Raw genomic sequence first — 22254 nt, forward strand, 5'->3', positions numbered from 1 at the left:
GCACCCTAATCGGGGGACGGCCGCCGTGGGCGCCGGTCAGCGGGGCGGTTCGCGCATCCGAGACCCGGGTCGGCCGCACCTCCGGGCCGCACCGGCGGCGCTCGACCGGTGGGAAGGGGGGCCGGCGCACGCCCGTCGAGGGCGGGGGACGGCGCGCGCGGAACGGCGGGGCGCCCGCCGCCGCGCCGCCTAGCATGGGGCGGGTGACCGACCAGCAGGAGCCTCCCGTCCGCCTCCGCCCCGAGATCCTGGCGCTCCCCGCCTACAAGCAGGGCCGCGCGGCCGCCGCCGACGCCTTCAAGCTCTCCTCCAACGAGAACCCGTTCGACCCGCTGCCCTCCGTGCTCGCGCGGGTCCGCGAGGTGGACGACTTCAACCGGTACCCGGACGCGGCGGCGACCGCCCTGCGCACGGCGCTCGCCGCGGAGTACGGCGTCCCGATCGAGGAGGTGATCGTCGGAGCCGGCTCCGTCGCGGTCATCGCCCAGCTCATCACCGCGGCGGCGGGCCCGGGCGACGAGGTCGTCTACGCCTGGCGCTCGTTCGAGGCGTACCCCTCGCTCGTCACGACCGCGGGCGCCACCAGCGTGCGCGTGCCGCTCCGCGCCGACGACACCCACGACCTCGACGCCATGGCTCAGGCCGTCACCGAGCGCACCCGCCTGCTGATCGTCTGCAGCCCCAACAACCCCACCGGCACCGTCGCGACCGCCGACGACGTCGAGGCGCTCCTCGAGCGCGTCCCGGGAGACGTCCTCGTGCTCCTCGACGAGGCGTACGCCGAGTTCGTCGACGACGAGCGGGCCGTGGACGGCACCCGCCTGCTCGGCCGCTACCCGAACCTCGTGATCGCTCGCACCTTCTCCAAGGCGTACGGCCTCGCCGGCCTCCGCGTCGGCTACGCGATCGGCCACGCGCGGATCCTCGACGCCGCCCGCTCCACCGCCATCCCGCTCTCGGTCACCCGGTTCGCCGAGACCGCGGCGGTCGCCTCCCTCGAGCACCGCGAGGAGCTCTTCGAGCGCGTCCACCGCATCACCCGCCTCCGCGACGACCTCTGGCGGGCGCTGCTCGACCAGGGCTGGACGATCCCGGAGTCGCAGGCGAACTTCCTCTGGTTCGACACCCGCGAGGACACGGCGCGGGCGGCCGAGGTCTTCGAGCGCGCCGGGGTCGTGGTCCGCGCGTTCCCGCCGGAGGGGATCCGCGTCTCCGTCGGCGAGGCGCGCTCTGTCGACAAGCTCCTCAGCGCGGCGGCCGAGATTGTGGCTTCCCTCCCCGAGGGCCACCCCGCGAGACGGATAGGTTAGTCGGGTGGTAGCCACCAGCACGGAGTCGCCGACTGTCCAGTTCCTCTCCGCGGACGGGCGGTTCTCGCCGACCCCCGCGGCCGAGCAGTACGCCTCCTACCTCGACGGGGTGGACGAGGCGCAGCACCGCTCCTTCTACCGCGAGATGGCGGTGGTCCGCCGCTTCGACACCGAGGCCGCGAACCTGCAGCGCCAGGGCCAGCTCGGACTGTGGGTCCCGAGCCACGGGCAGGAGGCGGCGCAGGTCGGCTCCGCGTTCGCGATGCGCCCGCAGGACCACGTGTTCCCCTCCTACCGCGAGCACGTCGTCGGCAAGATCCGCGGCATCGACCTGCTCGGCGTCCTCGCGCTCCTACGCGGCACGACGCACGGCGGCTGGGACCCGACCGACCCGACGAACGGGAACTTCCACCTCTACACGCTGGTGCTCGGCTCGCAGGCCCTGCACGCGACCGGCTACGCGATGGGCCTCACCCTCGACGGAGCGACCGGCACGGGCGACCCCGAGAAGGACGCGGCCGTCGTCGTCTACTTCGGCGACGGCGCCTCCAGCCAGGGCGACGTCAGCGAGGCGATGGTCTTCGCCGCGAGCTACCAGGCTCCCGAGGTCTTCTTCCTCCAGAACAACCACTACGCGATCTCGGTCCCCGTGGCCACGCAGTCGCGCAGCCCCCTCTACCTCCGCTCCTCCGGCTTCGGCATCCCCGGCGTGCAGATCGACGGCAACGACGTGCTCGCGAGCTACGCGGTCACCGCCAAGCACCTGCAGGACGCGCGCTCCGGCGGCGGTCCCCAGTTCATCGAGGCGCTGACCTACCGGATCGGCGCGCACACCTCGAGCGACGACCCGACGAAGTACCGCACCGACGACGAGCTCGCCTCGTGGGTCGCGAAGGACCCGATCACCCGCTTCGCCGCGTTCCTGCGGAGCGAGGGCGTGGAGCAGTCCTTCTTCGACGAGGTCGACGAGGAGGCGAAGGACTTCGCGTCCGACATCCGCCGCCGCCTCCTCGCCCTCGAGGTCCCGCCCACGGGCGTCATGTTCGACCACGTCTACTCGGAGCCGCACGTGCTCGTCGAGGAGCAAAAGGCGTGGCTGCAGCGCTACGAAGAATCGTTCGGAGGCGAGTGATGACGATCGACACCAGCACGACGGCCGCGCAGCCGCCCCTCACCGGGTCGCAGCTCGAGTCCATGTCCATGGCCAAGGCGCTCAACGCCGGCCTCCGCCGCGCGATGACGCAGGACGACCGAGTCCTCCTGATGGGCGAGGACATCGGCCCCCTGGGCGGCGTCTTCCGCATCACCGAGGGCCTGCACGCCGAGTTCGGGGCGAAGCGCGTGCTCGACACGCCGCTCGCCGAGTCCGGCATCGTCGGCACCGCGATCGGGCTCGCGATGCGCGGCTTCCGCCCGGTCTGCGAGATCCAGTTCGACGGGTTCATCTACCCGGCGTTCGACCAGATCACCTCGCAGCTGGCCAAGATGACCAACCGCCACGAGGGCGCGATCACCATGCCCGTCGTCATCCGCGTGCCCTACGGCGGGCACATCGGAGCGGTCGAGCACCACCAGGAGAGCAACGAGGCGTACTTCGCGCACACCGCGGGCCTGCGCGCGGTCAGCCCGTCGACTCCCAACGACGCCTACTGGATGATCCAGGAGGCCATCGCCTCGGACGACCCCGTCATGTTCTTCGAGCCCAAGAGCCGCTACTGGCCCAAGGGCGACGTCGACCTCAGCGGTTCCGCCGCGCCGCTGCACGCCAGCCGCGTCGTCCGCCAGGGCACCGAGGTCACGCTGGTCGGCTGGGGCCCGATGGTCGCGGTCCTCCTCCAGGCCGCCGAGCTCGCGGGCGAGGAGGGCACGAGCGTCGAGGTCGTCGACCTGCGCTCGCTCTCCCCGATCGACTGGGAGCCGCTGCTCGCGTCTGTCCGCAGGACCGGCCGGCTCGTCGTCGCGCAGGAGGCGTCCGCGAACGTGAGCCTCGGCTCCGAGATCGCGGCGACCGTCACCGAGCGCGCCTTCTTCTCGCTGGAGGCGCCGGTCCTCCGGGTCGCCGGCTTCGACACCCCCTTCCCGCCCGCCAAGGTCGAGAAGCTCTTCCTCCCCGACGTCGACCGCGTGCTCGAGGCCGTCGACCGCTCGCTCGCGTACTGACGCGCGCGACATCCGCCCGCACGAGCCCACAGGAGTCCCCCCGATGACAGAGCAGTTCCTCCTCCCCGACGTCGGCGAGGGCCTCACCGAGGCCGAGATCGTGGCCTGGAAGGTCAAGGTCGGCGACGAGGTGGCCGTCAACCAGGTCCTCGTCGAGATCGAGACCGCCAAGTCGCTCGTCGAGCTCCCCTCGCCGTTCAGCGGCACCGTGGTCGACGTGCTCGTCGACGAGGGCCAGACGGTCGACGTCGGCACCGCGATCATCACCGTCCAGGCCGGAGCCGGCTCGATCGGCTCCGAGGTGCCCGCGATCCCGGCCCACCCCGCGCAGGCCGCCGCTCCGCCCGCCCCCTCCACCACCGAGCCGGGCGAGGGCTCCGGAGCCGCGCTCGTCGGCTACGGCACCGCCGGCGGACACGTCAGACCCGCCGCCGCCGACCGGGCGCCACCGCTCCGGCCGCGCGCCTGCCGCCCGCCCGACGGCCCCGGCCCGGCCCGCCTCCGTGCCGGCCGCCGCCGCGCTCCCCGTCATCGCGAAGCCGCCGATCCGCAAGCTCGCGAAGGACCTCGACGTCGACCTCCTCGAGGTGCAGGCCACCGGCCTCGCCGGCGAGGTCACCCGCGACGACGTCATCCGCCACGCCTCCCAGGCCAGCGTCTTCCGCAACATCCAGACCCCCGCCTGGGGCGACGACCGCGAGGAGCGCATCCCCGTGCGCGGCGTCCGCAAGGCGATCGCCGCCGCGATGTCGACGAGCGCGTTCACCGCGCCCCACGTCAGCGTCTTCGTCGACGTCGACGCGACCCGCACCATGGAGTTCGTCAAGCGCCTCAAGAACTCGCCCGACTTCGCCGGCGTCAAGGTCTCGCCGCTGCTCATCATGGCCAAGGCCATCATCTGGGCCGTCCGCCGCAACCCCACCGTCAACTCCGCCTGGACCGACACCGAGATCGTCGTCCGCCACTACGTCAACCTCGGCATCGCCGCGGCCACCCCGCGCGGACTGCTCGTCCCCAACGTCAAGGACGCCCAGTCGATGAGCCTCCTCGAACTGGCGCAGGCCCTCGAGAAGCTCACCCTCGACGCCCGCGACGGCAAGACCACCGCCGCCGACATGCAGAACGGCACCATCACCATCACCAACATCGGCGTGTTCGGGATGGACACGGGCACCCCCATCCTCAACCCCGGCGAAGTCGCGATCATCGCCCTCGGCACGATCAAGCAGAAGCCCTGGGTCGTCGACGGCGAGGTCCGCCCCCGCTTCGTCACCACGGTCGGCGGCTCCTTCGACCACCGCGTCGTCGACGGCGACGTCGTCAGCCGCTTCGTCGCCGACGTCGCCAGCGTGCTGGAGGAACCGGCGCTGCTGCTCGACTGAGCGGATTCCTCCTTCGTCGTCATCGGCTCCGCGGTCGGCTGTACGAGGTGGGGGCGTGTCGTGGAGCGGGGAGCGTACCGCTACGGCGAATCGCTGGAACGCGATTCGGCGGTGAGCTCGGCGGTGCTCGATCGAGCGGATTCCTCCTTCGTCGTCATCGGCTCCGCGGTCGGTTGTACGAGGTGGGGCGTTTCGTGGAGCGGGGAGCGTACCGCTACGGCGAATCGCTGGAACGCGATTCGGCGGTCAGCTCGGCCCTGCGGGCGAGCGTGCGCTGACGTGGCTCGGCCCTGAGGGCGAGCGTGCACGGATGCGGCTCGGCCCTTCGCTGTCGAGGGAGGGCGGGTGGTCTCCGCTGAGGGTGCGGTGGGCGCCCGCGACGGCGTGAGGCACGGGCCGCGGCTGCGCCGGCGGGAGCGGGGAGAGCGGGGGAACGGCAGCGGTCAGCGGGGGGAGACGGCGAAGGAGTGCAGGGCGAGGGCGTCGCTCAGGCGGGCGGCGACACGGGCGCCGCGGACGCTGGTGCCCTGGGGGTCCAGCGGCGGGCTGACGACGGCGGCGCCGAGGCGACCGGGAGCGGAGAGGACGAGGGCGCCCGAGACGCTCGACTTGGCGGGCACGCCGACCGCGCGCATCCAGCGGCCCGAGCCGTCGTAGACGCCGCACGTCGCCATGACCGCGACCACGTCGCGCGCGACCGACGCCGGCACGACCCGCTCGCCGGTCCCCGGGTGCACGCCGCCGAACGCGAGCGTCGCGCCCATCGCGGCCAGGTCGCGGACGTCGACCAGCACGGCGCACGCCCGGGCGTACGCGGAGACGGCGTCGTCGGCGCTGCGGTGCAGGGTGCCCTCCGCGCGCATCAGGTGCGCGAGGGCGTGGTTCCGGTCGCCGAGGAGGTGCTCGTCGGCGGCGACGCTCTCGTCGACGGAGAGCGGGCGGCCGGCGAAGGCGGAGAGGCCGCGGAGGATCCGCTCGCTCCGGCCGTCGGCGTCGCCCCCGTCGACCAGGGCGGCGGTCAGCAGCGCTCCCGCGTTGACCATCGGGTTCGGCGGGCGCCCGGTGCCGCTCTCGAGCTTGAGGGCGTCGAAGGCCTCGCCGGTGGGCTCGATGCCGACGCGGTCGAGCGCGTCACCGCCGGTGTCGAGGAGCGCGAGCGCGAACAGGAACGGCTTCACGGCCGACTGGATGCTGAACCGCGCCTCCGCGTCGGCGCTCGCGCGGACGGACCCGTCGGGCAGGACGAGCGCGATCGCGCAGAGTCCCGGGTCGGCATCCGCGAGCGCGGGGATGCTGTCGTCGACCTCGCCCCCGTCGTCCGGCAGCACCTCCCGGCGCAGCGCCTCGAGGTCGAAGGCCAGGGGATCGGAAAGGGGGCTCATCCGTCCACTCTGTCAGGGCGGGGAGCCCGTCGCGTCCCGGGCCTCAGACGAGCCCGAACTCCGCGTCCAGCGCGTCCAGCTCCGCGGCGAACGACGCGCGCAGACTCTCCTTCTCATCGGCGGGCAGCCAGGAGGCCTCCGCTCCGGTGAGCGCCATCGCGCGCAGCTGCGCGGCGGTCGCGCCGATCGGGCCGGCGGCGAGGCGGTACTCGTCGGCGAGCGTGGTCGGGAACATCCCGGGATCGTCGGAGCACGGCACGACCCGCAGTCCCGCGTCGAGCATCGCCCGGATGGACGCGCGCCGCCAGGGCCGCCAGGAGCGGCGCGAGGTCGTCGAGGCGACGGTGAACACCACGCCCTGCTCGCGGACGCGCTCGACGACGGCGGGGTCCTCGAGGACGAAGTAGCCGTGGTCGATCCGGTCGCAGCCCAGCAGATCGAGGCAGGTCGTCGTGTTGGCCGCGGTCGGGGCGTGCTCGGAGGAGTGGGCGGTCCGGCCCAGGCCGGCCTCCCCGGCGAGGCGGTAGGCGTCGGCGAAGCGCTCGGGCGGACCCGCCGTCTCGAGGTTGTCGAGCCCGATCCCCGCCACGTACTCGTGGGGGTGGCGGACGACCTCGCGGACCAGCTCGAGCGCCTCCTCCCCGCTGCGGCTGCGGTCGATGCCGGCGATCATCCGCCCCGTCATGCCGAAGTCGCGCTCGGCCATCCGGATGCCCTCGGCGTAGGCCTCGACGCTGCCGCGGTAGCCGAGCCCGGCGAGGTGCTCCGGGACGGCGTCGAAGAACAGCTCCAGGTGGCGGGTGCCGCTCGTGCGGTGGGCGTCCTCGAACGCCTCGTGCACGATCCGGGTCAGGTCCTCCGGAGTGCGGAGCAGCTGCACCACCCAGTCCGAGACCTGGAAGAGCGAGTACGACACCGCGGGCTCGTCGGCGGAGCGGCCCTGGGGCACCGGGATCACGGTGTCCCGGTAGAGCGCCGGGTCCGGGGGCAGCGAGTTGATGTCGGCGAAGATCCGCTCCGGCTCGGCCGGCAGGGCGAGGCCCTCGCGGCTGGCGAGCTCGGCGAAGGTCGCGGGCCGCACGGTCCCGATGAGGTGGCAGTGCAGGTCGGCCTTCGGGATCCGGCGGATCCACTCGTCGGGCACGGCGGCGGTGGGGGTGGTGCTCATGGCGGTCTCCGGAGGTGCGGGATCGGACGGTCGGGGCCCCGTGCGCGGGCGTCGCGCACGGGGCGGGCCGCTACTGGGCGGTGACCTCGCGGGCGAAGCGGTCGACCCACTCCGAGCGGGTGGGGACGAGCTCGGCGGGGTCGAGGGTGGAGTAGCCGGCGGCGGTCGGGTCGGCCGCGATGTCGCCGACGACGGCCGTGATGGTGTCGGGCACCTCGGCGGAGAGGTTCACGGGAAGGTCGCCGACGATCGCGGCGGAGGAGGTCTGCGCCTCGACCGAGAGCAGGTAGTCGATGAACTGCTCGGCGGCGTCGACGTTCGCGGCTCCCGTCGGGATCATCGCGCGGTTGGTCGCCATGTAGCGGCCGGTCGCGGGCGGGGTCCACCCGATCGGCTCGCCGGAGGCCACCAGGTCGGTGGCGAAGCCGCTGAGGGCGTCGGCGGCGACGATCTCGCCCTGCGTGAGCAGGTTTGTGACCTCAGTGGAGGAGCTGTAGAACTGGAGCACTCCGGGGGCCCAGTCGGCGAGGGTGCTGAGGGCCGCGTCGATGTCGTACGGGCCGGAGCCCTCGGTCGCGGCGACTCCGCTGACCATCAGCTGGCCCGCGGTGACGGAGATGTCGGGCAGCGCGACTTTCCCGGCGTTCGCGGGGTCGGAGTAGACCGACCACTGAGCCGCCTGGTCGGCGGTGAGGGCGTCGGTCGAGTAGAGCGTGCCGTTGAGCTGGTAGCTGTAGGCGGGGCCGAGGTAGGACTCCTCGGTGGCGAAGGCGGCGACGTCGGCGAGCGCGGGCACCGAGGCCGCGTCGACCTGCTGGAACAGGTCGTCCTTCTGGCCCAGCGCGGCGTAGTAGTCGCTGATGAGCATCACGTCGACGCCGGGGTCGTCCCCGCCGGCCAGCTGGAGCTGCGAGAGGCGGTCGGAGTTGGAGCCGGTCTCGACCTCGACCTCGATGCCGGTGGCCTCGGTGAACGGGTCGATCACGGCCTCCTGGAACTCCTCCACGCCGAAGGGGAAGGTGCTGACCACGAGCGACTGCGCGTCGGACTCGTCGGAGGAGCCGGAGCCGGAGCAGCCGGCCAGGGCGAGGGCGCCGATGACGGCCCCCGCGGTGAGGGCGAGCGTGCGCCGGGCGGTGGTGCGGGACATGGCGGGTCCTTTCGAGGGGCGGTGGAGGAGGAGAGCGCTGCGGGGCGGAGGGAGCGGGCGGTGCGGGGTGGGAGGAGCGAGGGGTGGGAGGACCGCGGATCAGGCCGGGACGTCGGCGGCGAGCGGCACCAGCCGCGCGGCCGGCGCCGAGACCACGACGGCGTCGCCGGGGGAGAGCGCGGCCGATCCGTCGGCCCGGACGTCCGACACCAGGCGCACCGGGGCGCCGGAGGGGTCGGTCGCGGCCACCGTGACCAGCACGTCGACGCCGCGATAGGCGACGTCGACGACCACGCCGTCGAGCGCGAGCCCGGGCGAGGCGGGGGCCGTCGCCGACACCGCGAGGTGCTCGGGCCGGACCGTCGCGAGCGACCCGTCCGCGAGGACGAGGAAGTTCTCGTAGCCGAGGAAGTCGGCGACGAAGCGGTTCGCGGGGGAGCCGAAGACGGCGCTCGGGGCGCCCTGCTGCATGATCCGCCCGGCGCGCATCAGGACCATCTCGTCGCTCATCTCGAGCGCCTCGTCCTGGTCGTGGGTGACGAGCACCACGGTCAGCCCGGTCTCCGCCTGGATGCGGCGGATCTCGGAGCGCATCTGCACGCGCAGCCGGGCGTCGAGGTTCGACAGCGGCTCGTCGAGCAGGAGCAGCCTCGGCCGGATCGCGATGGCCCGGGCGAGCGCGACCCGCTGCTGCTGGCCGCCGGAGAGCTTCCTCGGCCTGCTGGCGGCGAGGTGCGCCAGGCCCACCATCTCGAGGCTCTCCACGACCCGGGCCTGCCGCTCCGCCCGCCCGACTCCGCGCAGCTTCAGCCCGTAGCCGACGTTCTCGGCGACGCTGAGGTGCGGGAAGAGCGCGTACGACTGGAACACCATGCCGAGCCCGCGCTTCTCCGGGGGCAGCTTCGTGCTGTCCAGGCCGTCGATGAGGATGCGGCCGGAGCTGGGGGCCGAGTAGCCCGCGAGCATCCGGAGCGAGGTGGTCTTGCCGCAGCCGCTGGGGCCGAGCAGGGTGGTCAGCCGCCCCGCGGGGATCGCGAGATCGATGCGGTCGACGGCGGTGAAGTCCCCGAAGACCTGGCTGACGTTGACGAATTCCGCTGCGGCGCTCATCGGTTGATGCCTCCGAAGATCTGGGCGAAGCCGACGCTGCGCTCGGCGAGGAACGCGATGACGACGGTCGCCGCGAGGATGAGGGTGGAGGTGGCCGCGACCATCGGGTCGTAGCTCTGCTGCACGTAGTCGAGCATCGTGACGGGCAGGGTCCTGGCGTCGCGGCTCTGCAGCAGGAGCGACAGGGGGACGTTGTTGAAGGACGTCACGAAGCCGAGCAGGGCGGCCGAGAAGACGCCGGGGCGCAGGATCGGCAGCGTGATCGTGAAGAAGGTGCGCAGCGGTCCGGCCCCGAGTCCGCGGGCGGCCTCCTCCAGCGCCGGGTCGCTGGTGGCGAGCGAGGCGCCGGTGACGCGCACCGCGTAGGGGAGCAGGAGCGCGGTGTGGCCGACGAGGAGCACGGCGGCGTTGTCGACCTTGAGCGTCACGACGAGCTGCTGGAAGAGGGCCAGCCCGACGACGAGCTCGGGCACGATCAGCGGCGAGAGGAAGAGCCCCTCGACGATCCCCTTCCCCGGGATGCGCCCGCGGTGGATGGCGAGGGTCGCCGGGATCCCGAGCAGGAGCGCGATCGCCGTCGAGAGGACGGCGAGCTGAGCGCTGGTGGCGAGCGACTCGAGGAACGGGTCGTACGAGAGCGCTTCGCCGAACCAGCGGAACGAGAAGCCCTCCGGCGGGAAGCGCAGAGTGGATCCGGCCGTGAACGCCGTGGCGACGACGAACAGGATCGGCACGATCATGATCACGTAGCCGGCGACGGCCAGGGTCGCGGCGACGGGGCGGCGGGTCCTCACGAGACGGCCCCCCGGCGGGCGACGAGCGAGGAGAGCCCGGAGACGAGGAAGACCAGGATCGTCATCACGATCGCCGTGGCCGACGCTCCCGCCCAGTCGATCGTCACGCTGGAGTACGAGAACAGCTGCGTGCTCAGCATCCGCTGCGAGGACCCGCCGAGCAGGTACGGAGTCGTGTACGCGGTCACGGATCCCGCGAAGACGAGGGTCGCCGCGACGACGACGCCGGGGAGCGAGAGCGGCACCACGACGTCCCAGAAGGTCCGGGTCGGGCTCGCGCCGAGGCCGCGGGCGGCGTCGTCGAGCCCGGCGTCCACCTGCGAGACGGCGGAGTAGCAGGAGATGATCGCGAGCGGGAGGAACAGCTGCGTGAGGCCGAGCACGATCGCCAGCTCGGTGTAGAGCAGCTGGGGCGCCTCGTCGACCAGGCCGGTGGCGACGAGGAGCTGCCCGATCGCGCCGTTCGAGCCGAGGACCACGAGCCAGCCGAAGGTGCGCACCACGTTGCTGAGCAGCAGCGGGAAGATCGCGAGGGCCAGCAGCACGCCCGCCCAGCGCGAGGTGGAGCGGGCCAGCAGGTAGGCGATCGGGAAGCCGAGGACGACGCAGATCAGCGTGACGACGAGGCCGATGCCGACGGTGCGGCCGATGATCCGCAGCTCGTACGGGTCGGTCAGCATCTGGCCGACTCTCGCGATCACGTCGGCGGCGGTGGCGCCGGGCGGCGCGAACAGCATCACGAGCGACGGGACCACGAAGAACAGCAGCAGGAACCCGAGTCCCGGCAGGAGCAGGAGGGGAGCGGATCGTGTCCTCACGGGTTGCTCCTTCCGGGGCGAGCGGTGGCCGGCTGCGGATGTAACCGGTTGCATCGACCCTACGGGTGCGGCGGTACCCGGTCTGCGTCGCCCGTGTAAATTCCGTGTTTCAGAATCCGGGACCGCTTCGCGCCGCCGGTGCGACCGGTTGCAGGCGGGCCCCTATGATCGCGGGAGGACCGCAGGGAGGAGTCGGATGGCCACGCTCGCCGACGTCGCCGCCCTCGCCGGCGTCTCGAAGGCCACCGCCTCGCGCACGCTCTCGCGCCCGGAGGTCGTCTCGCCCGAGACGGCCGCCCGCGTGCTGACCGCGGCGGCCAAGCTCGGCTTCATCCCGAACTCCGCCGCGCGCCAGCTCGCCCGCGGCCGCACCGGCGTCGTGGCCCTGGTCGTCCCCACGCTCGACAACGCCTTCTTCACCCCGATCATCGGAGGGGCGCAGCGCCGCGCCGACGAGGACGGCCTGCAGCTGACCGTCGCCGTGCACCCGCTCGAGGCCGTGCGCGAGCTCGGCGCGTTCGACCGGCTCTCGCGGCAGGTCGACGGCTTCATCGTCGTCGCTCCCCGCGGCGGGGACGAGCTGCTGGTGGCGGCTGGATCGCACAAGCCGACCGTGCTGGTGGACCGCGAGGTCGACGGTCTCGCCTCCGTCGTCGCCGACACGGCCGCCGCGTTCGGGTCGCTGGTGGCGCGCTTCGCCGCCGACGGGCACGAGCGCGTGCTCTACCTCGGCGGGCCGGAGGGCTCGTGGCAGGACAGGCAGCGCACCGCGGCCGTGCACGAGGCTGCGGCGAGCGGAGGAGCGGAGCTCACGGTGCTCGGGTCCTTCCCGGCCACCTTCGCGGCCGGCGTCTCGGCCGCGGCCGCGGTGCGCGAGTCCGGAGCGACGGCGGTCGTGCCCTACGCGACCGCCCTCGGGCTCGGGGTGCAGTACGCGCTGCTCGCCTCCGGCGGCCTCCCGGAGCGGCTCGTGGTGAGCTCGGAGCGGTCGATCGTCGACGCGCTCGGGCTGGTGGGGGTGCCGGCGGTCGACGTGGACGGCGAGCAGCTGGGCCGGGCGGCCGCGGAGCTGCTCATCGAGCGCCTCGCCCGACGCGACGCCCCTCCCGAGCGCCGCCGCCTGCCGGTGCCCGTGCAGTGGCCCGCGGCCTGAGCCGGGACGGTTCCCGACGGGGCCCGCGGGTCCGCGCGGCTCCGGGAGGCCGGACGCGGTCCCGCGGGTCGGACGTCGCTACGCCGTGAGCGCGACCGCCGTCCACGAGACGGGCGGGAGGGTCAGCGTCAGCACGCCGTCCTCGAGCGTCGCCGGGGCCTCGCGCAGGCGCACGCGGTTCTGGTCGTCACGCGTGTTCTTCGCGTAGGGGTCCTCGTCGAACAGGGCCAGCGCCTCCGCGATGCTCGAGACTCCGAGGCCGCTGACGTCGACGGTGACCTCGATCGGCTCCGTCTGCGACCGGTTCACCAGGAAGACGGCCGCGCGGCCCTCGTCGACGGTGGCGACGGAGTCGATGAGCGGAGCGTCGCCGTGGCGGGCGGTCGAGTAAGTCCCCGCGTCGATCCGGGGGCGCAGCACCGAGCCGGAGGCCAGGCGTGCAGTGGTCGAGAACGGGAAGAACGTGGTCTGGCGCCAGGCGGCTCCGCCCGGCTCGGTCATGATCGGCGCGATCACGTTGACGAGCTGCGCGAGGGAGGCGGAGGTGACCCGGTCGGAGTTCTTCAGCAGCGTGATCATCAGGTTGCCGAGGACGACGGCGTCGGCGACGGAGTAGACGTCCTCGAGCAGGCGCGGGGCGTAGGCCCACTCGCGGGTGCTCTGGTCGCCCTCGGCGTCGGCCTTCTCCTTGGCCTGCCACTCCTCGAGGTACCAGACGTTCCACTCGTCGAAGGAGAGCTTGATGTCCTTCGTTTTCTTGAGCTTGAACTTCACGTGGTCCACGGTCGCCGCGACGGTCGCGATGAAGTACTCCATGTCGAGGGAGGAGGCGAGGAAGGAGCCGAGGTCTCCGTCGTACTCCTGGTAGTAGGCGTGGCACGAGACGTACTCGACGTCGTCGTACGCGTGCTCGAGGACCACGCGCTCCCACTCGCCGAAGGTCGGCATCGACGAGCTCGACGAGCCGCAGACGACCAGCTCGAGCGAGGGGTCGGCGATCTTGAGGGCCTTGGCGGTGCGGGAGGCGAGCTTGCCGTAGTCGTCGGCGCTCATGTGGCCGACCTGCCAGGGGCCGTCCATCTCGTTCCCGAGGCACCACATGCGGATGTCGTAGGGCTCGGTCCCGCCGTTGGCGATGCGCTGGTCGGCGAGAGCGGTGCCGGCCGGTCCGTTGGCGTACTCGAGGACGTCGAGCGCCTCGAGGACGCCGCGGGTGCCGAGGTTGACGGCGTACATGATCTCGCTGCCGGTCAGCTCCGCCCACTTCGCGAAGTCGTCCAGCCCGACCTCGTTGGTCTCCAGCGAGTGCCAGGCCAGGTCGCGGCGGCGGGGGCGCTCGGAGCGCGGGCCGACGCCGTCCTCCCAGCGGTAGCCCGAGACGAAGTTGCCGCCGGGGTAGCGGATCGTCGTGGTGCCCAGCTCCTTGACCAGCTCGACCACGTCGAGGCGGAACCCGTCCTCGTTCGAGGCGGGGTGGCCGGGCTCGTAGATGCCGTCGTACACGCAGCGGCCGAGGTGCTCGACGAACGAGCCGAAGAGGCGCGGAGTGACGGGGGCGACGACCGCGGCGGGGTCGAGGCTGATGCGCGCGGTGGCGGCGGGGGCGTCGGTCATGAGGGCCTTTCGGGCTTCGGGCTCCCGCAGCGGCTCGGCGGCGAGCGGTCTTTCTAACGTTGTACACGATGGTCCGCCCCGGCTCGGCCGCTGTCAAGAGCGGCACCGGCCCCCTCCTGCCTCGCTGCTCGCCGCTGCCGACGGCGGCAGACCTCTTCGGGCGTCGCGTCTCCCCGCCGCCGCTCAGCGCACCTGTGCTCGACTGGGCGGGTGCCCTCCTCCGATGCCGTCACCGACGCCTGCTCCGAGCTCGCCGACCGCGCCGACGCCCTCGCGGCGTCGCATCCCCGCCCGCGCGCGTTCCTCGCGGCCGTCGCGAAGGACGTCGCCGGCATCCGCAGCGCCCCGCTCGGCGCTCTCGACCTGGCGCACGGCGGCCGCAACCGGGTCCGGGGGAAGGGCTTCCGCCGCCCCTACGACGACGGCACCCGCGGCCAGGCCCGCCACTTCGCCGGCGTCGCGGGCGCCACGCTGTACCTCGGCGGCCCGCTCGCGCACCTGTTCCTCCGGACCGTCGGCGGCGACGTCCGCGGCTCGGCCGACGACCGGCTGACGACGCGGGCCGTGGAGTGGAGTCGGCTCCTCCGCCGCGGCGAGCTGGCCGTCGCGGACGCGGGAGCGTGGATCCGCCGCGAGATCTGCGGCAGCGGGACCTGCGCCTAGGCCCCGGCCGACGCCCGGCCGACCGGCGGGTCCTCCGCGATCGGCCGGCCCGCGGTCGACTCCCGGGCGACCACGGTGAACGCCGCCTCGTGGAGCGTCCCGGGGCCGGTGCGGGTGCCCTCGATCCGGGCCTGCAGCACCTCGACCGCGGTGCGCGCGATCTCGTCGCGCCCCGAGTCCACGGTGGAGAGGCTGGGGGAGGAGTAGCCCGCCTCGTCGATGTCGTCGAAGCCGATCACCGCCACCTCCTCGGGCACGCGGACCCCCGCCTCCTGGAGCGCGCGGACCGCGCCGAGCGCGAGGGTGTCGTTGAGTGCGAACACGGCGTCGAAGTCGAGCCCGGAGGCGAGCACGCGGCGCATCGCCTCGGCGCCGCCGGAGCGCCGCCACGGGCCAGAGACGCCGATCATCCGCTCGTCGTAGGCGATGCCGGCCTCGGCGAGCGCGGCGCGGTAGCCCTCGAGGCGGAGCGACGCCGAGCTGACCGCGGCGTCGGGGTGCGTCCCGAGCACCACGATCCGGCGCCTTCCGGAGGCGAGCAGGTGCGCGGTGGCCGCGTGCGCCGCCGCGGTGTTCTGCATGGTGACGTGGTCGACCAGCCCGGTGAAGATCCGCTCGCCGAGCAGCACCAGGGGGAAGCCGACCGCGAGTGCGTCCTCGTCGGCGAGGCCCAGCGGGCTGAAGAGCAGGCCGTCGGTGAGCTGCCGGCGCTCGCTCGCCAGGACGCTCCGCTCGCGCTCGGGGTCGCCGCCGGTCTGCTCGATCAGCACCGTCAGGCCGCGCTCGTCGGCGGCGCGCATCACGCTGTCGGCGAGCTCGGCGAAGTAGGGGAGGCTCAGCTCCGGCAGGGCGAGGCCGATCACGCCGGTGCGGCCGCGGCGCAGGCTCCGCGCGGAGAGGTTGGGGCGGTAGCCCAGCTGCGCGATGGCCGCCTGCACCCGGGAGCGGGTGGCCGGGCGCACGTGCGGATAGTCGTTGATCACATTCGAGACGGTCTTGATCGAGACGTCGGCGGCGCGGGCGACGTCGTGCAGCGTGACGGCCACGGTCCTCCCTCCGCTCGGCCCTCACGCTACCCCGGGGCTCCGCTCCGGCCTGTCGCGGATCGACGCCGGGGCGGCGTGCGGGCGGGGCGCGCCGCCGGAGCAGGACGCGCCCCGCGGCCGATCAGGTGTACCAGCTGGGCTCGGGGACGGTGTCGAGCAGGGCGAAGACGCCGACCTCGCGGCGCTTGTAGGGCAGCGGATCGTGCAGGGAGTGGGTGCGGAGGTTCCGCCAGTAGAGGTCGAGTCCGACCGAGCTCGCGGAGGCGCGGGCGCCGGTCAGCTCGAAGACGCGGGTCGCCGTCGCGAGGCCGTCCTCCACGATCCGCGCCTTGGCCGCGGCGATCCGCACGGCGATCTCGCCGCGGCGCCGAGGCGTCAGCTCCTCGCGCGGAGCGTGCAGCGCGGCCGAGAGCGCGGCCCCCGTCGCGTCGATCAGCGCCTCGTCGGCCCAGAGCCGGGACTGCAGGTCGCCGTATCCCTCGAGCACGTACCACTCGTCGCCGGCGCGCTCCTTGTCGTCGCCGCCGTACGGCCAGGCCCGGGTGCGCTCGCGGGTGTACTGCGCCGCGCGCTCGAGAGCTCCCTGCGCGATGCCGAGGTAGAACTCGGCGAAGACCTGCTGGATGACGGGCACGTTGAGGGTGTTGTAGACGAGCGGACGGTAGACCCTGTCGACGAAGCCGGCCGCGGCCGCCCACGGCACGCGGACGCCGCGGATCTCGACGGAGCCGGACTCGGTGAGCCGCTGGCCGAGGCTGTCCCAGTCGCGGCCGAAGACGATCCCCTCCTGAGCGGTGGGGACGATCGCGAAGAGGTGGGTGTCCGTCCCCTCGAGCACCCCCTCGAGCACGGTCAGGTCGCTGACCACGCCGCCGGTCGAGAACGACTTGCGGCCGGTGAAGACCAGCTCGTCGCCCTCCTCCCGCACGGTGAGGTCGGAGTCGCGCGGGTTCACCGCGCCTCCGTAGAGGAGGTCCCCCTCGGTCGCGAGCTGCTCGACCGCGATGATCTGCTCAGGGGTCCCCACGAGGCGGGCCGCCCAGGCCCAGAGGTAGTGGTAGCCGAGCAGCTGGCCGATCGAGCCGTCGCCGCGCGCGACGGTGCGGACGACGCGGAGGGCGGTGGTCCACTCCTGGGCACCGCCGCCGTGCTCGGCGGGCCCGAGCAGCGTGACGAGGCCGGCCGCCTTGAACAGGGCGACCTCGGCGAAGGGGGCGGCGCCGGCGCGGTCGCGCTCGAGGGCGTCGGTCGCGAGCACGGCGGCGACCTCCTCGGCGCGGACGAGCCAGGCGTCAGGGGAGTCGGGCCGGGGTGCGGCCGACCAGTGCTCGGCGGCGGCGCCGATCGTCGTCGCGGCGTCGGCGCCGGCGGTCGTGGGTGCGGTGGTGGTCACGGTGTCCTCGTCTCGTCGGGGGCGGTGTGCAGCGACTGTGCCAGGGGCGAGGTGTCCGGAGCGAGGCGCGTGTCGCCCCGTGTCCGCGTGTGTCCGCGGATGACCGGCGGGCGCCTCTGCACGATTTTGACAATCGTTATCAATAGCCGTTAGCGTGGGGGCACCCGCCCGGCCCCTGACCCAGATCGGCTCACCGTGAAGACCCGCCTCCTCGCCCTCACCGCCCTCCTCGGCGGCACCGCGCTCGCCCTGAGCGGCTGCTCCGGAGCGGGCAGCGCCTCCGACAGCTCCTCCGCCGCCGCCGCGGGCGGACCCGTGAAGGTCGTCGCGTCGACGAACGTCTACGGCGACCTCGTCTCGAGCATCGGCGGCGACCTGGTCGAGGTGACCAGCATCATCGACAGCCCGGACAAGGACCCGCACGAGTACGAGGCCACCGCCCGCGATCAGCTCGCGGTGTCCGGCGCGACCCTCGTGATCGAGAACGGCGGCGGCTACGACCACTTCCTCGACACCATGATCAGCGCGGCCGGCACCGAGGCCCCCGTCATCACGGCCACCGTGATCGCCGGCCTGGAGGACGTCCACGACCACGCGGAGGAGGAGGAGTCGGAGGGCGGGCACGAGCACGCGGAGTTCAACGAGCACGTCTGGTACGACCTCTCGGTGATGAAGGAGGTCGCGGGGCGGATCGGCGACGAGCTCGCCGCGCTCGACCCCGACAACGCCTCCGCCTACTCCGCCAATCTCGCCACCCTCGACGAGGGGCTCGACGCTCTGATCGCCCGCGAGGGCGAGCTGAAGGGCGCGCTCTCCGGCCGCTCCATCGCGATCACCGAGCCCGTCCCGCTGTACATGACCGATGCGCTCGGCCTGACCGACGCGACTCCCGAGGCCTTCAGCGAGGCGGTCGAGGAGGGCACCGACGTCCCCGCGACCACGCTCCAGGAGACGCTGGCGCTGTTCTCCGGCGAGGCCGTCGACGCGCTGATCTACAACGAGCAGACCGAGGGCGCGCAGACGGACGCGGTGCTCGACGCCGCGAAGGCCGCCGGAATCCCGGCCGTCCCCGTCACCGAGACGCTGCCCGAGGGCGACGACTACACCGGCTGGATGACCGCCAACCTCGACGCGATCGAGGGAGCCCTCTCCCAGTGAGCCACGACTCCCCGACCAGGCCCGTCTCCCCGGAGGCGGGCCCTTCGGCGTCCGTGCTGCGGCTGCGCGGCGCCGGCCTTCGCTTCGGCGACCGCGAGCTGTGGAGCGGCGTCGACCTCGACGTGCGCGCCGGCGAGTTCGTCGCGGTGCTCGGCGCGAACGGCTCCGGCAAGACGAGCCTCCTGCGCGCGGTGCTCGGCCAGCAGCAGCTGAGCGCGGGGGAGCTGCAGGTGCTCGGCGAGCCCGTGCACCGCGGCAACCGGCGCATCGGCTACATCCCGCAGCAGAAGCTCGCCGACGAGGGCACTCCGCTGCGCGCCCGCGATCTGCTCGGGCTCGGGATCGACGGCCACCGGTTCGGCCTGCCCCTGCCCTCCCGCTCCCGGCGCGCGGCCGTCGACGCGCTGCTCGAGGCCGTCGGCGCCACCGCCTTCGCCGACGCCCCCATCGGCAGCCTGTCCGGCGGCGAGCAGCAGCGCGTCCGCGTCGGCCAGGCGCTCGCGGGCGACCCGGCGCTGCTGCTCTGCGACGAGCCGCTGATCGCGCTCGACCTCGCCCACCAGCGGGCGGTCAGCGAGCTGATCGACCGGCACCGCCGCGAGCGGAACCTCGGCGTCCTCTTCGTCACGCACGACGTGAATCCGGTGCTCGGCATGGTGGACCGCGTGCTCTACCTCGCCGGCGGCCGGTTCCGGATCGGCACCCCCGACGAGGTCCTGCGCTCGGAGGTGCTCAGCGAGCTCTACGACGCACCCGTCGACGTGATCCGCGCCCGGGGCCGGGTCATCGTGGTCGGCGCCCCCGACCACTCGCACGTGCACGAGCACGAGGAGGGGCAGTCGTGACGGACGTCTGGTCGCAGATCTTCGACTTCTCGGACTACGGAGCGCTGCTGTCGCTCCTGATGAACTCTGTGATCGCCGGCGCGGTCCTCGGAGTGGTCGGCGGGCTCATCGGCGTCTTCGTGATGTCGCGCGACATGGCGTTCGCGGTCCACGGCATCAGCGAGCTCTCGTTCGCGGGGGCCTCCGCGGGGCTGCTGCTGGGCGTCGGCGTCGTCGAGGGATCGATCGTCGGATCGCTGATCGCGGCGGTCCTGATCGGCGTGCTCGGCTCGCGCGCCCGCGACCGCAACTCGATCATCGCGGTGCTGATGCCCTTCGGACTCGGCATCGGCATCCTCTGCCTGGCCCTCTACCCGGGCCGCAGCGCGAACAAGTTCGGCCTGCTCACCGGGCAGATCGTCGCGGTCGACGACCCGCAGCTCGGGTGGCTGATCGGCATCTCGGTGGTCGTCCTCGTCGGTCTCGCGCTGATCTGGCGCCCCCTCACCTTCGCGAGCGTCGACGCCGACGTGGCGGCCGCGCGCGGCATCCCCACCCGGGCGCTCTCGATCGCGTTCATGCTCCTGCTCGGCCTCGCGGTCGCCGTCTCGGTGCAGATCGTCGGCTCGCTGCTCGTGCTCGCGATCCTGGTGACGCCGGCGGCCGCGGCACTGCGCCTCTCCGCCTCGCCGGTGGTCGTGCCGCTGCTGAGCGTGCTCTTCGCCGTCGGCGCGCTGGTGGGCGGCATCCTGCTCGCGCTGGGCGGATCGATCCCGATCAGCCCCTACGTGACGACGATCTCGTTCGCGATCTACGCGGTCTGCCGGATCATCGGCCGCAAGGGCGTCCGGCGCTCCCGGCTCGCCGTCGGCGGGGGGCGGTAGCGTGGCCCGGGTCGTGCGGAGTGGAGGTGGTCCAGTGGTCAAGCGCAACACGTGGCAGCGCGAGGCGGTGCGCGAGGCTCTCGGGCGTCGCGAGGACTTCGTCAGCGCCCAGGGCCTGCACAGTGCGCTGCACGCCTCCGGCTCGCCGATCGGGCTCGCGACGGTCTACCGCGCGCTCTCGGACCTGGCCGTGGAGGGCGAGGCCGACTCGCTGCAGTCGCCCGAGGGCGAGAGTCTCTACCGCGCCTGCACGCCGGGCACGCACCACCACCACCTGATCTGCCGCCGCTGCGGGCTGACGGTCGAGATCGCGGCCGACGAGGTCGAGGAGTGGGCGCGCTCGGTCGCGTCGCAGAACGGCTTCACGGACGCGCACCACGTCGTGGACGTCTTCGGGCTCTGCGCGGCCTGCACCGCGGAGCTCGCCGAGGCCTGACGCCGGTCCGGCCGGGAGCCCGTCCGCGGGCGCCCCTCGATCCTGGTCCGGCTCAGGCCGGGAGGAACACCCCGATCGACCGGTCCTTCACCACGGAGCCGGCGGGCAGCACCCGCCCGCTCATCGCGAGGTAGACGCCCGGCGGCAGCAGCTGCACGGCGGCCACCGCGGTGCCGAGGTTGAACGCGGCATCGCTGTCGAGCATCCGTGCGGGCTGCATCGCGCCGGTGAGGACGACCACCCGATCGCGGACGACGCCGAGGGCCTCGGCCGTCGCGGTCATCGTGTCGGTGCCGTGGGTGAGGACGATCCGATCCTCCTCGGCGGCGAGCACCCGCTCGCGGATGAGGGCCCGATCGGCGTCGTCGAGCTCGAGGCTGTCCTTGGCGAGGACCTCCTCGACGCGGAACTCGAGCGTGGTGAGCACCGGGGCGAGCAGGCGCGGCACCATCGGGGCGCCGATCTCGAGCTCGCCCGCGAGCGAGTACTCCTTGTCGACGGTGCCACCGGTGGTGAGGACGAGGATGCGGTCAGTCACGCGATCAGACTAGGCGCCGCCTCCGACACCGGCACGTTCGTGCGCAGTGGCCGCGCCACGGCGGCGGCGGCGGCCCGCATCGGGAACGATGGAGGGCATGTCATCCTCCTCCCCGTCCCTCCTCCGCACCGGCGCCAAGGTGCTCCTCGGCTCCGCCCTCCTCTTCGCGGGGGTGAGCCACCTCACCCGCAAGCGGGAGGAGTTCCAGGCGCAGGTGCCCGAGTGGGTGCCGCTGGACAAGGACGCGGTCGTGCTCGCCTCGGGCGTGGTGGAGATCGGCCTGGGCGCCTCCCTGGTGCTCGCGCGCCGCCGGGCGCCGCTGGTCGGAGCCGCGGCCGCCGCCTTCTTCACCGCGATCTTCCCGGGCAACGTCTCGCAGTGGGTGACGCGGACGAGCGCCTTCGGCCTCGACACCGACCGCAAGCGCGCCGTGCGCCTCGCGTTCCAGCCGCTGCTGGTGGCGTGGGCGCTCTGGTCGACCCGTCGTCCGAGGGGCTGATCCCACTCGGCGGGCGGCACGGAACCGGCCGCGAGCGCGTGCCGTCCGCCGCCGGCCGCGGAGGATTCCCCTCAGACGTCGTGCTGCGCCTCGGCCAGCAGCGGCGCGAGCAGCTCCTCGATCCGGCGCCGCGCCCCCTCGGCGTCGCCCGCGGCGATCGCCTCGACCAGCTCGGCGTGCTGCCGGGCGTGCACGTCCTCCTCGCCGACGACGTCCTCCTCCAGCACCGACTCGAACATGCCGGTGAGGCCGTCGTAGAGCTCGACGAACAGGTCGTTGTGGGTCGCGACGACGACGGCCCGGTGCAGCGCGGTGTCCGCGGCGATCCGCTCGGCGAGCTCCGGCGCCTCCCACGAGCGGGCCCGGCGGGCCAGCAGGGCGCGGAGGGAGGCGACGTCCTCCCCGGTGCGGCGCTCGGCCGCCAGCGCGGCCGTCGCCCCGTCGATCGCGAACCGCAGCTCGAGGCCCTCCCGGCGGGCGGCGCTCGGGATGCGGCGGCGCAGCGATTCGGCGAGCTGCGAGCGCGCGGTGACGAACGTGCCGCGCCCCTGCTCCCGCCGCACGAGGCCCGCCTGCACGAGGGCCTGGACGGCCTCGCGGACGGAGTTGCGGCCGGCGCCGGTCCAGCGGGCGAGCTCGGCCTCCACCGGGATCCGCTCGCCGACGGCCCAGCGCTCGGAGCGGATCTCCTCGTGGAACAGCGCCGTGACGTGGTCGATCACGCTCTCGCGCTGGAACGGCGCCGCGGGGCTAGACTCGCCAGGATTCATCC

The 22254-nt window shown here is 73.4% G+C and carries 21 protein-coding genes and 1 pseudogene; 11 read left to right on the forward strand and 11 right to left on the reverse strand.

The genetic code is table 11. The annotated features are described in order from the left end of the window. Nucleotides 1-203: 203 nt before the first annotated feature. From hisC to GTU71_RS14835, 4 genes and pseudogenes are all read left to right on the forward strand, one after another. A complete protein-coding gene (gene hisC / locus GTU71_RS14820; RefSeq protein ID WP_244230578.1) occupies nt 204-1310 on the forward strand; it encodes a histidinol-phosphate transaminase in 1107 nt (368 codons plus the stop codon). 4 nt (nt 1311-1314) lie between these two features. After that, the gene (locus GTU71_RS14825; RefSeq protein ID WP_104226633.1) at nt 1315-2442 is read left to right on the forward strand and encodes a thiamine pyrophosphate-dependent dehydrogenase E1 component subunit alpha; all 1128 of its coding nucleotides are present in this window, start codon (nt 1315-1317) and stop codon (nt 2440-2442) included. Further along, nucleotides 2442-3470 carry an alpha-ketoacid dehydrogenase subunit beta gene (locus GTU71_RS14830; RefSeq protein WP_104225191.1) on the forward strand — a complete coding sequence of 343 codons (1029 nt, stop codon included), beginning with the start codon at nt 2442-2444 and terminating at the stop codon, nt 3468-3470. Before GTU71_RS14825 ends, GTU71_RS14830 begins: the two co-directional genes overlap by 1 nt. 43 nt (nt 3471-3513) lie before the next feature. Further along, nucleotides 3514-4852: pseudogene (locus GTU71_RS14835) on the forward strand (dihydrolipoamide acetyltransferase family protein). Nucleotides 4853-5295: 443 nt separating this feature from the next. Here the strand turns inward: GTU71_RS14835 and glsA are convergent. From glsA to GTU71_RS14865, 6 genes are all read right to left on the reverse strand, one after another. Beyond that, nucleotides 5296-6234: a glutaminase A gene (gene glsA / locus GTU71_RS14840; protein WP_159940791.1), complete on the reverse strand. Its 939-nt coding sequence runs from the start codon at nt 6232-6234 to the stop codon at nt 5296-5298. Between the two features lie 43 nt (nt 6235-6277). Then, nucleotides 6278-7402 carry a hypothetical protein gene (locus GTU71_RS14845; protein ID WP_244230579.1) on the reverse strand — a complete coding sequence of 375 codons (1125 nt, stop codon included), beginning with the start codon at nt 7400-7402 and terminating at the stop codon, nt 6278-6280. A gap of 70 nt (nt 7403-7472) precedes the next feature. Then, complete coding sequence (locus tag GTU71_RS14850) at nt 7473-8552, reverse strand: extracellular solute-binding protein (protein WP_159940793.1); 1080 nt, start codon at nt 8550-8552, stop codon at nt 7473-7475. 99 nt (nt 8553-8651) lie between these two features. Continuing rightward, the gene (locus GTU71_RS14855) at nt 8652-9662 is read right to left on the reverse strand and encodes an ABC transporter ATP-binding protein (RefSeq protein WP_104288958.1); all 1011 of its coding nucleotides are present in this window, start codon (nt 9660-9662) and stop codon (nt 8652-8654) included. Beyond that, nucleotides 9659-10456 (reverse strand): ABC transporter permease, encoded by a 798-nt coding sequence (locus GTU71_RS14860; protein WP_104283062.1) that lies wholly within the window; start codon nt 10454-10456, stop codon nt 9659-9661. Before GTU71_RS14860 ends, GTU71_RS14855 begins: the two co-directional genes overlap by 4 nt. Continuing rightward, a complete protein-coding gene (locus tag GTU71_RS14865) occupies nt 10453-11274 on the reverse strand; it encodes an ABC transporter permease (RefSeq protein ID WP_104283063.1) in 822 nt (273 codons plus the stop codon). Before GTU71_RS14865 ends, GTU71_RS14860 begins: the two co-directional genes overlap by 4 nt. Nucleotides 11275-11470: 196 nt before the next feature. Between GTU71_RS14865 and GTU71_RS14870 the strand changes: the two genes are divergently transcribed. Further along, nucleotides 11471-12427, forward strand: coding sequence for a LacI family DNA-binding transcriptional regulator (locus GTU71_RS14870; protein ID WP_159940795.1), 957 nt, complete (start codon nt 11471-11473; stop codon nt 12425-12427). 78 nt (nt 12428-12505) lie between these two features. Here GTU71_RS14870 and GTU71_RS14875 read toward each other — a convergent pair whose 3' ends face one another. Further along, nucleotides 12506-14041, reverse strand: coding sequence for an alpha-N-arabinofuranosidase (locus tag GTU71_RS14875; protein ID WP_104349050.1), 1536 nt, complete (start codon nt 14039-14041; stop codon nt 12506-12508). A gap of 210 nt (nt 14042-14251) precedes the next feature. On the opposite strand from GTU71_RS14875, the gene GTU71_RS14880 reads away from it, so the two are divergent. Continuing rightward, the gene (locus tag GTU71_RS14880) at nt 14252-14704 is read left to right on the forward strand and encodes a hypothetical protein (RefSeq protein WP_104224546.1); all 453 of its coding nucleotides are present in this window, start codon (nt 14252-14254) and stop codon (nt 14702-14704) included. Here GTU71_RS14880 and GTU71_RS14885 read toward each other — a convergent pair. Then, complete coding sequence (locus GTU71_RS14885; protein ID WP_159940797.1) at nt 14701-15750, reverse strand: LacI family DNA-binding transcriptional regulator; 1050 nt, start codon at nt 15748-15750, stop codon at nt 14701-14703. The genes GTU71_RS14880 and GTU71_RS14885 overlap by 4 nt on opposite strands. Before the next feature lie 121 nt (nt 15751-15871). Then, nucleotides 15872-17143 (reverse strand): acyl-CoA dehydrogenase family protein, encoded by a 1272-nt coding sequence (locus GTU71_RS14890; protein ID WP_244230580.1) that lies wholly within the window; start codon nt 17141-17143, stop codon nt 15872-15874. Between the two features lie 195 nt (nt 17144-17338). Between GTU71_RS14890 and GTU71_RS14895 the strand changes: the two genes are divergently transcribed. The 4 genes from GTU71_RS14895 to GTU71_RS14910 are packed head-to-tail and all read left to right on the forward strand — an operon-like array spanning nt 17339 to nt 20445. Continuing rightward, complete coding sequence (locus GTU71_RS14895) at nt 17339-18301, forward strand: zinc ABC transporter substrate-binding protein (protein WP_104336138.1); 963 nt, start codon at nt 17339-17341, stop codon at nt 18299-18301. Beyond that, a complete protein-coding gene (locus GTU71_RS14900; protein ID WP_104227225.1) occupies nt 18298-19146 on the forward strand; it encodes an ABC transporter ATP-binding protein in 849 nt (282 codons plus the stop codon). The genes GTU71_RS14895 and GTU71_RS14900 overlap by 4 nt, the downstream gene beginning before the upstream one ends. 59 nt (nt 19147-19205) lie before the next feature. Then, complete coding sequence (locus GTU71_RS14905) at nt 19206-20009, forward strand: metal ABC transporter permease (RefSeq protein ID WP_104224551.1); 804 nt, start codon at nt 19206-19208, stop codon at nt 20007-20009. Between the two features lie 34 nt (nt 20010-20043). Next, nucleotides 20044-20445: a transcriptional repressor gene (locus GTU71_RS14910; protein ID WP_104238381.1), complete on the forward strand. Its 402-nt coding sequence runs from the start codon at nt 20044-20046 to the stop codon at nt 20443-20445. Between the two features lie 52 nt (nt 20446-20497). Here GTU71_RS14910 and GTU71_RS14915 read toward each other — a convergent pair whose 3' ends face one another. After that, a complete protein-coding gene (locus GTU71_RS14915) occupies nt 20498-20983 on the reverse strand; it encodes an asparaginase domain-containing protein (protein ID WP_104224541.1) in 486 nt (161 codons plus the stop codon). A 97-nt stretch (nt 20984-21080) separates the two neighbouring features. Between GTU71_RS14915 and GTU71_RS14920 the strand changes: the two genes are divergently transcribed. Then, nucleotides 21081-21482, forward strand: a complete 402-nt coding sequence (locus GTU71_RS14920; protein ID WP_159940799.1) for a hypothetical protein — start codon at nt 21081-21083, stop codon at nt 21480-21482. A 71-nt stretch (nt 21483-21553) separates the two neighbouring features. Here GTU71_RS14920 and GTU71_RS14925 read toward each other — a convergent pair whose 3' ends face one another. Further along, the gene (locus GTU71_RS14925; protein WP_159940801.1) at nt 21554-22252 is read right to left on the reverse strand and encodes an FCD domain-containing protein; all 699 of its coding nucleotides are present in this window, start codon (nt 22250-22252) and stop codon (nt 21554-21556) included. Nucleotides 22253-22254 lie beyond the last annotated feature (2 nt).

The sequence above is a fragment of the Rathayibacter sp. VKM Ac-2762 genome (assembly GCF_009866585.1).
Taxonomy (GTDB): domain Bacteria; phylum Actinomycetota; class Actinomycetes; order Actinomycetales; family Microbacteriaceae; genus Rathayibacter.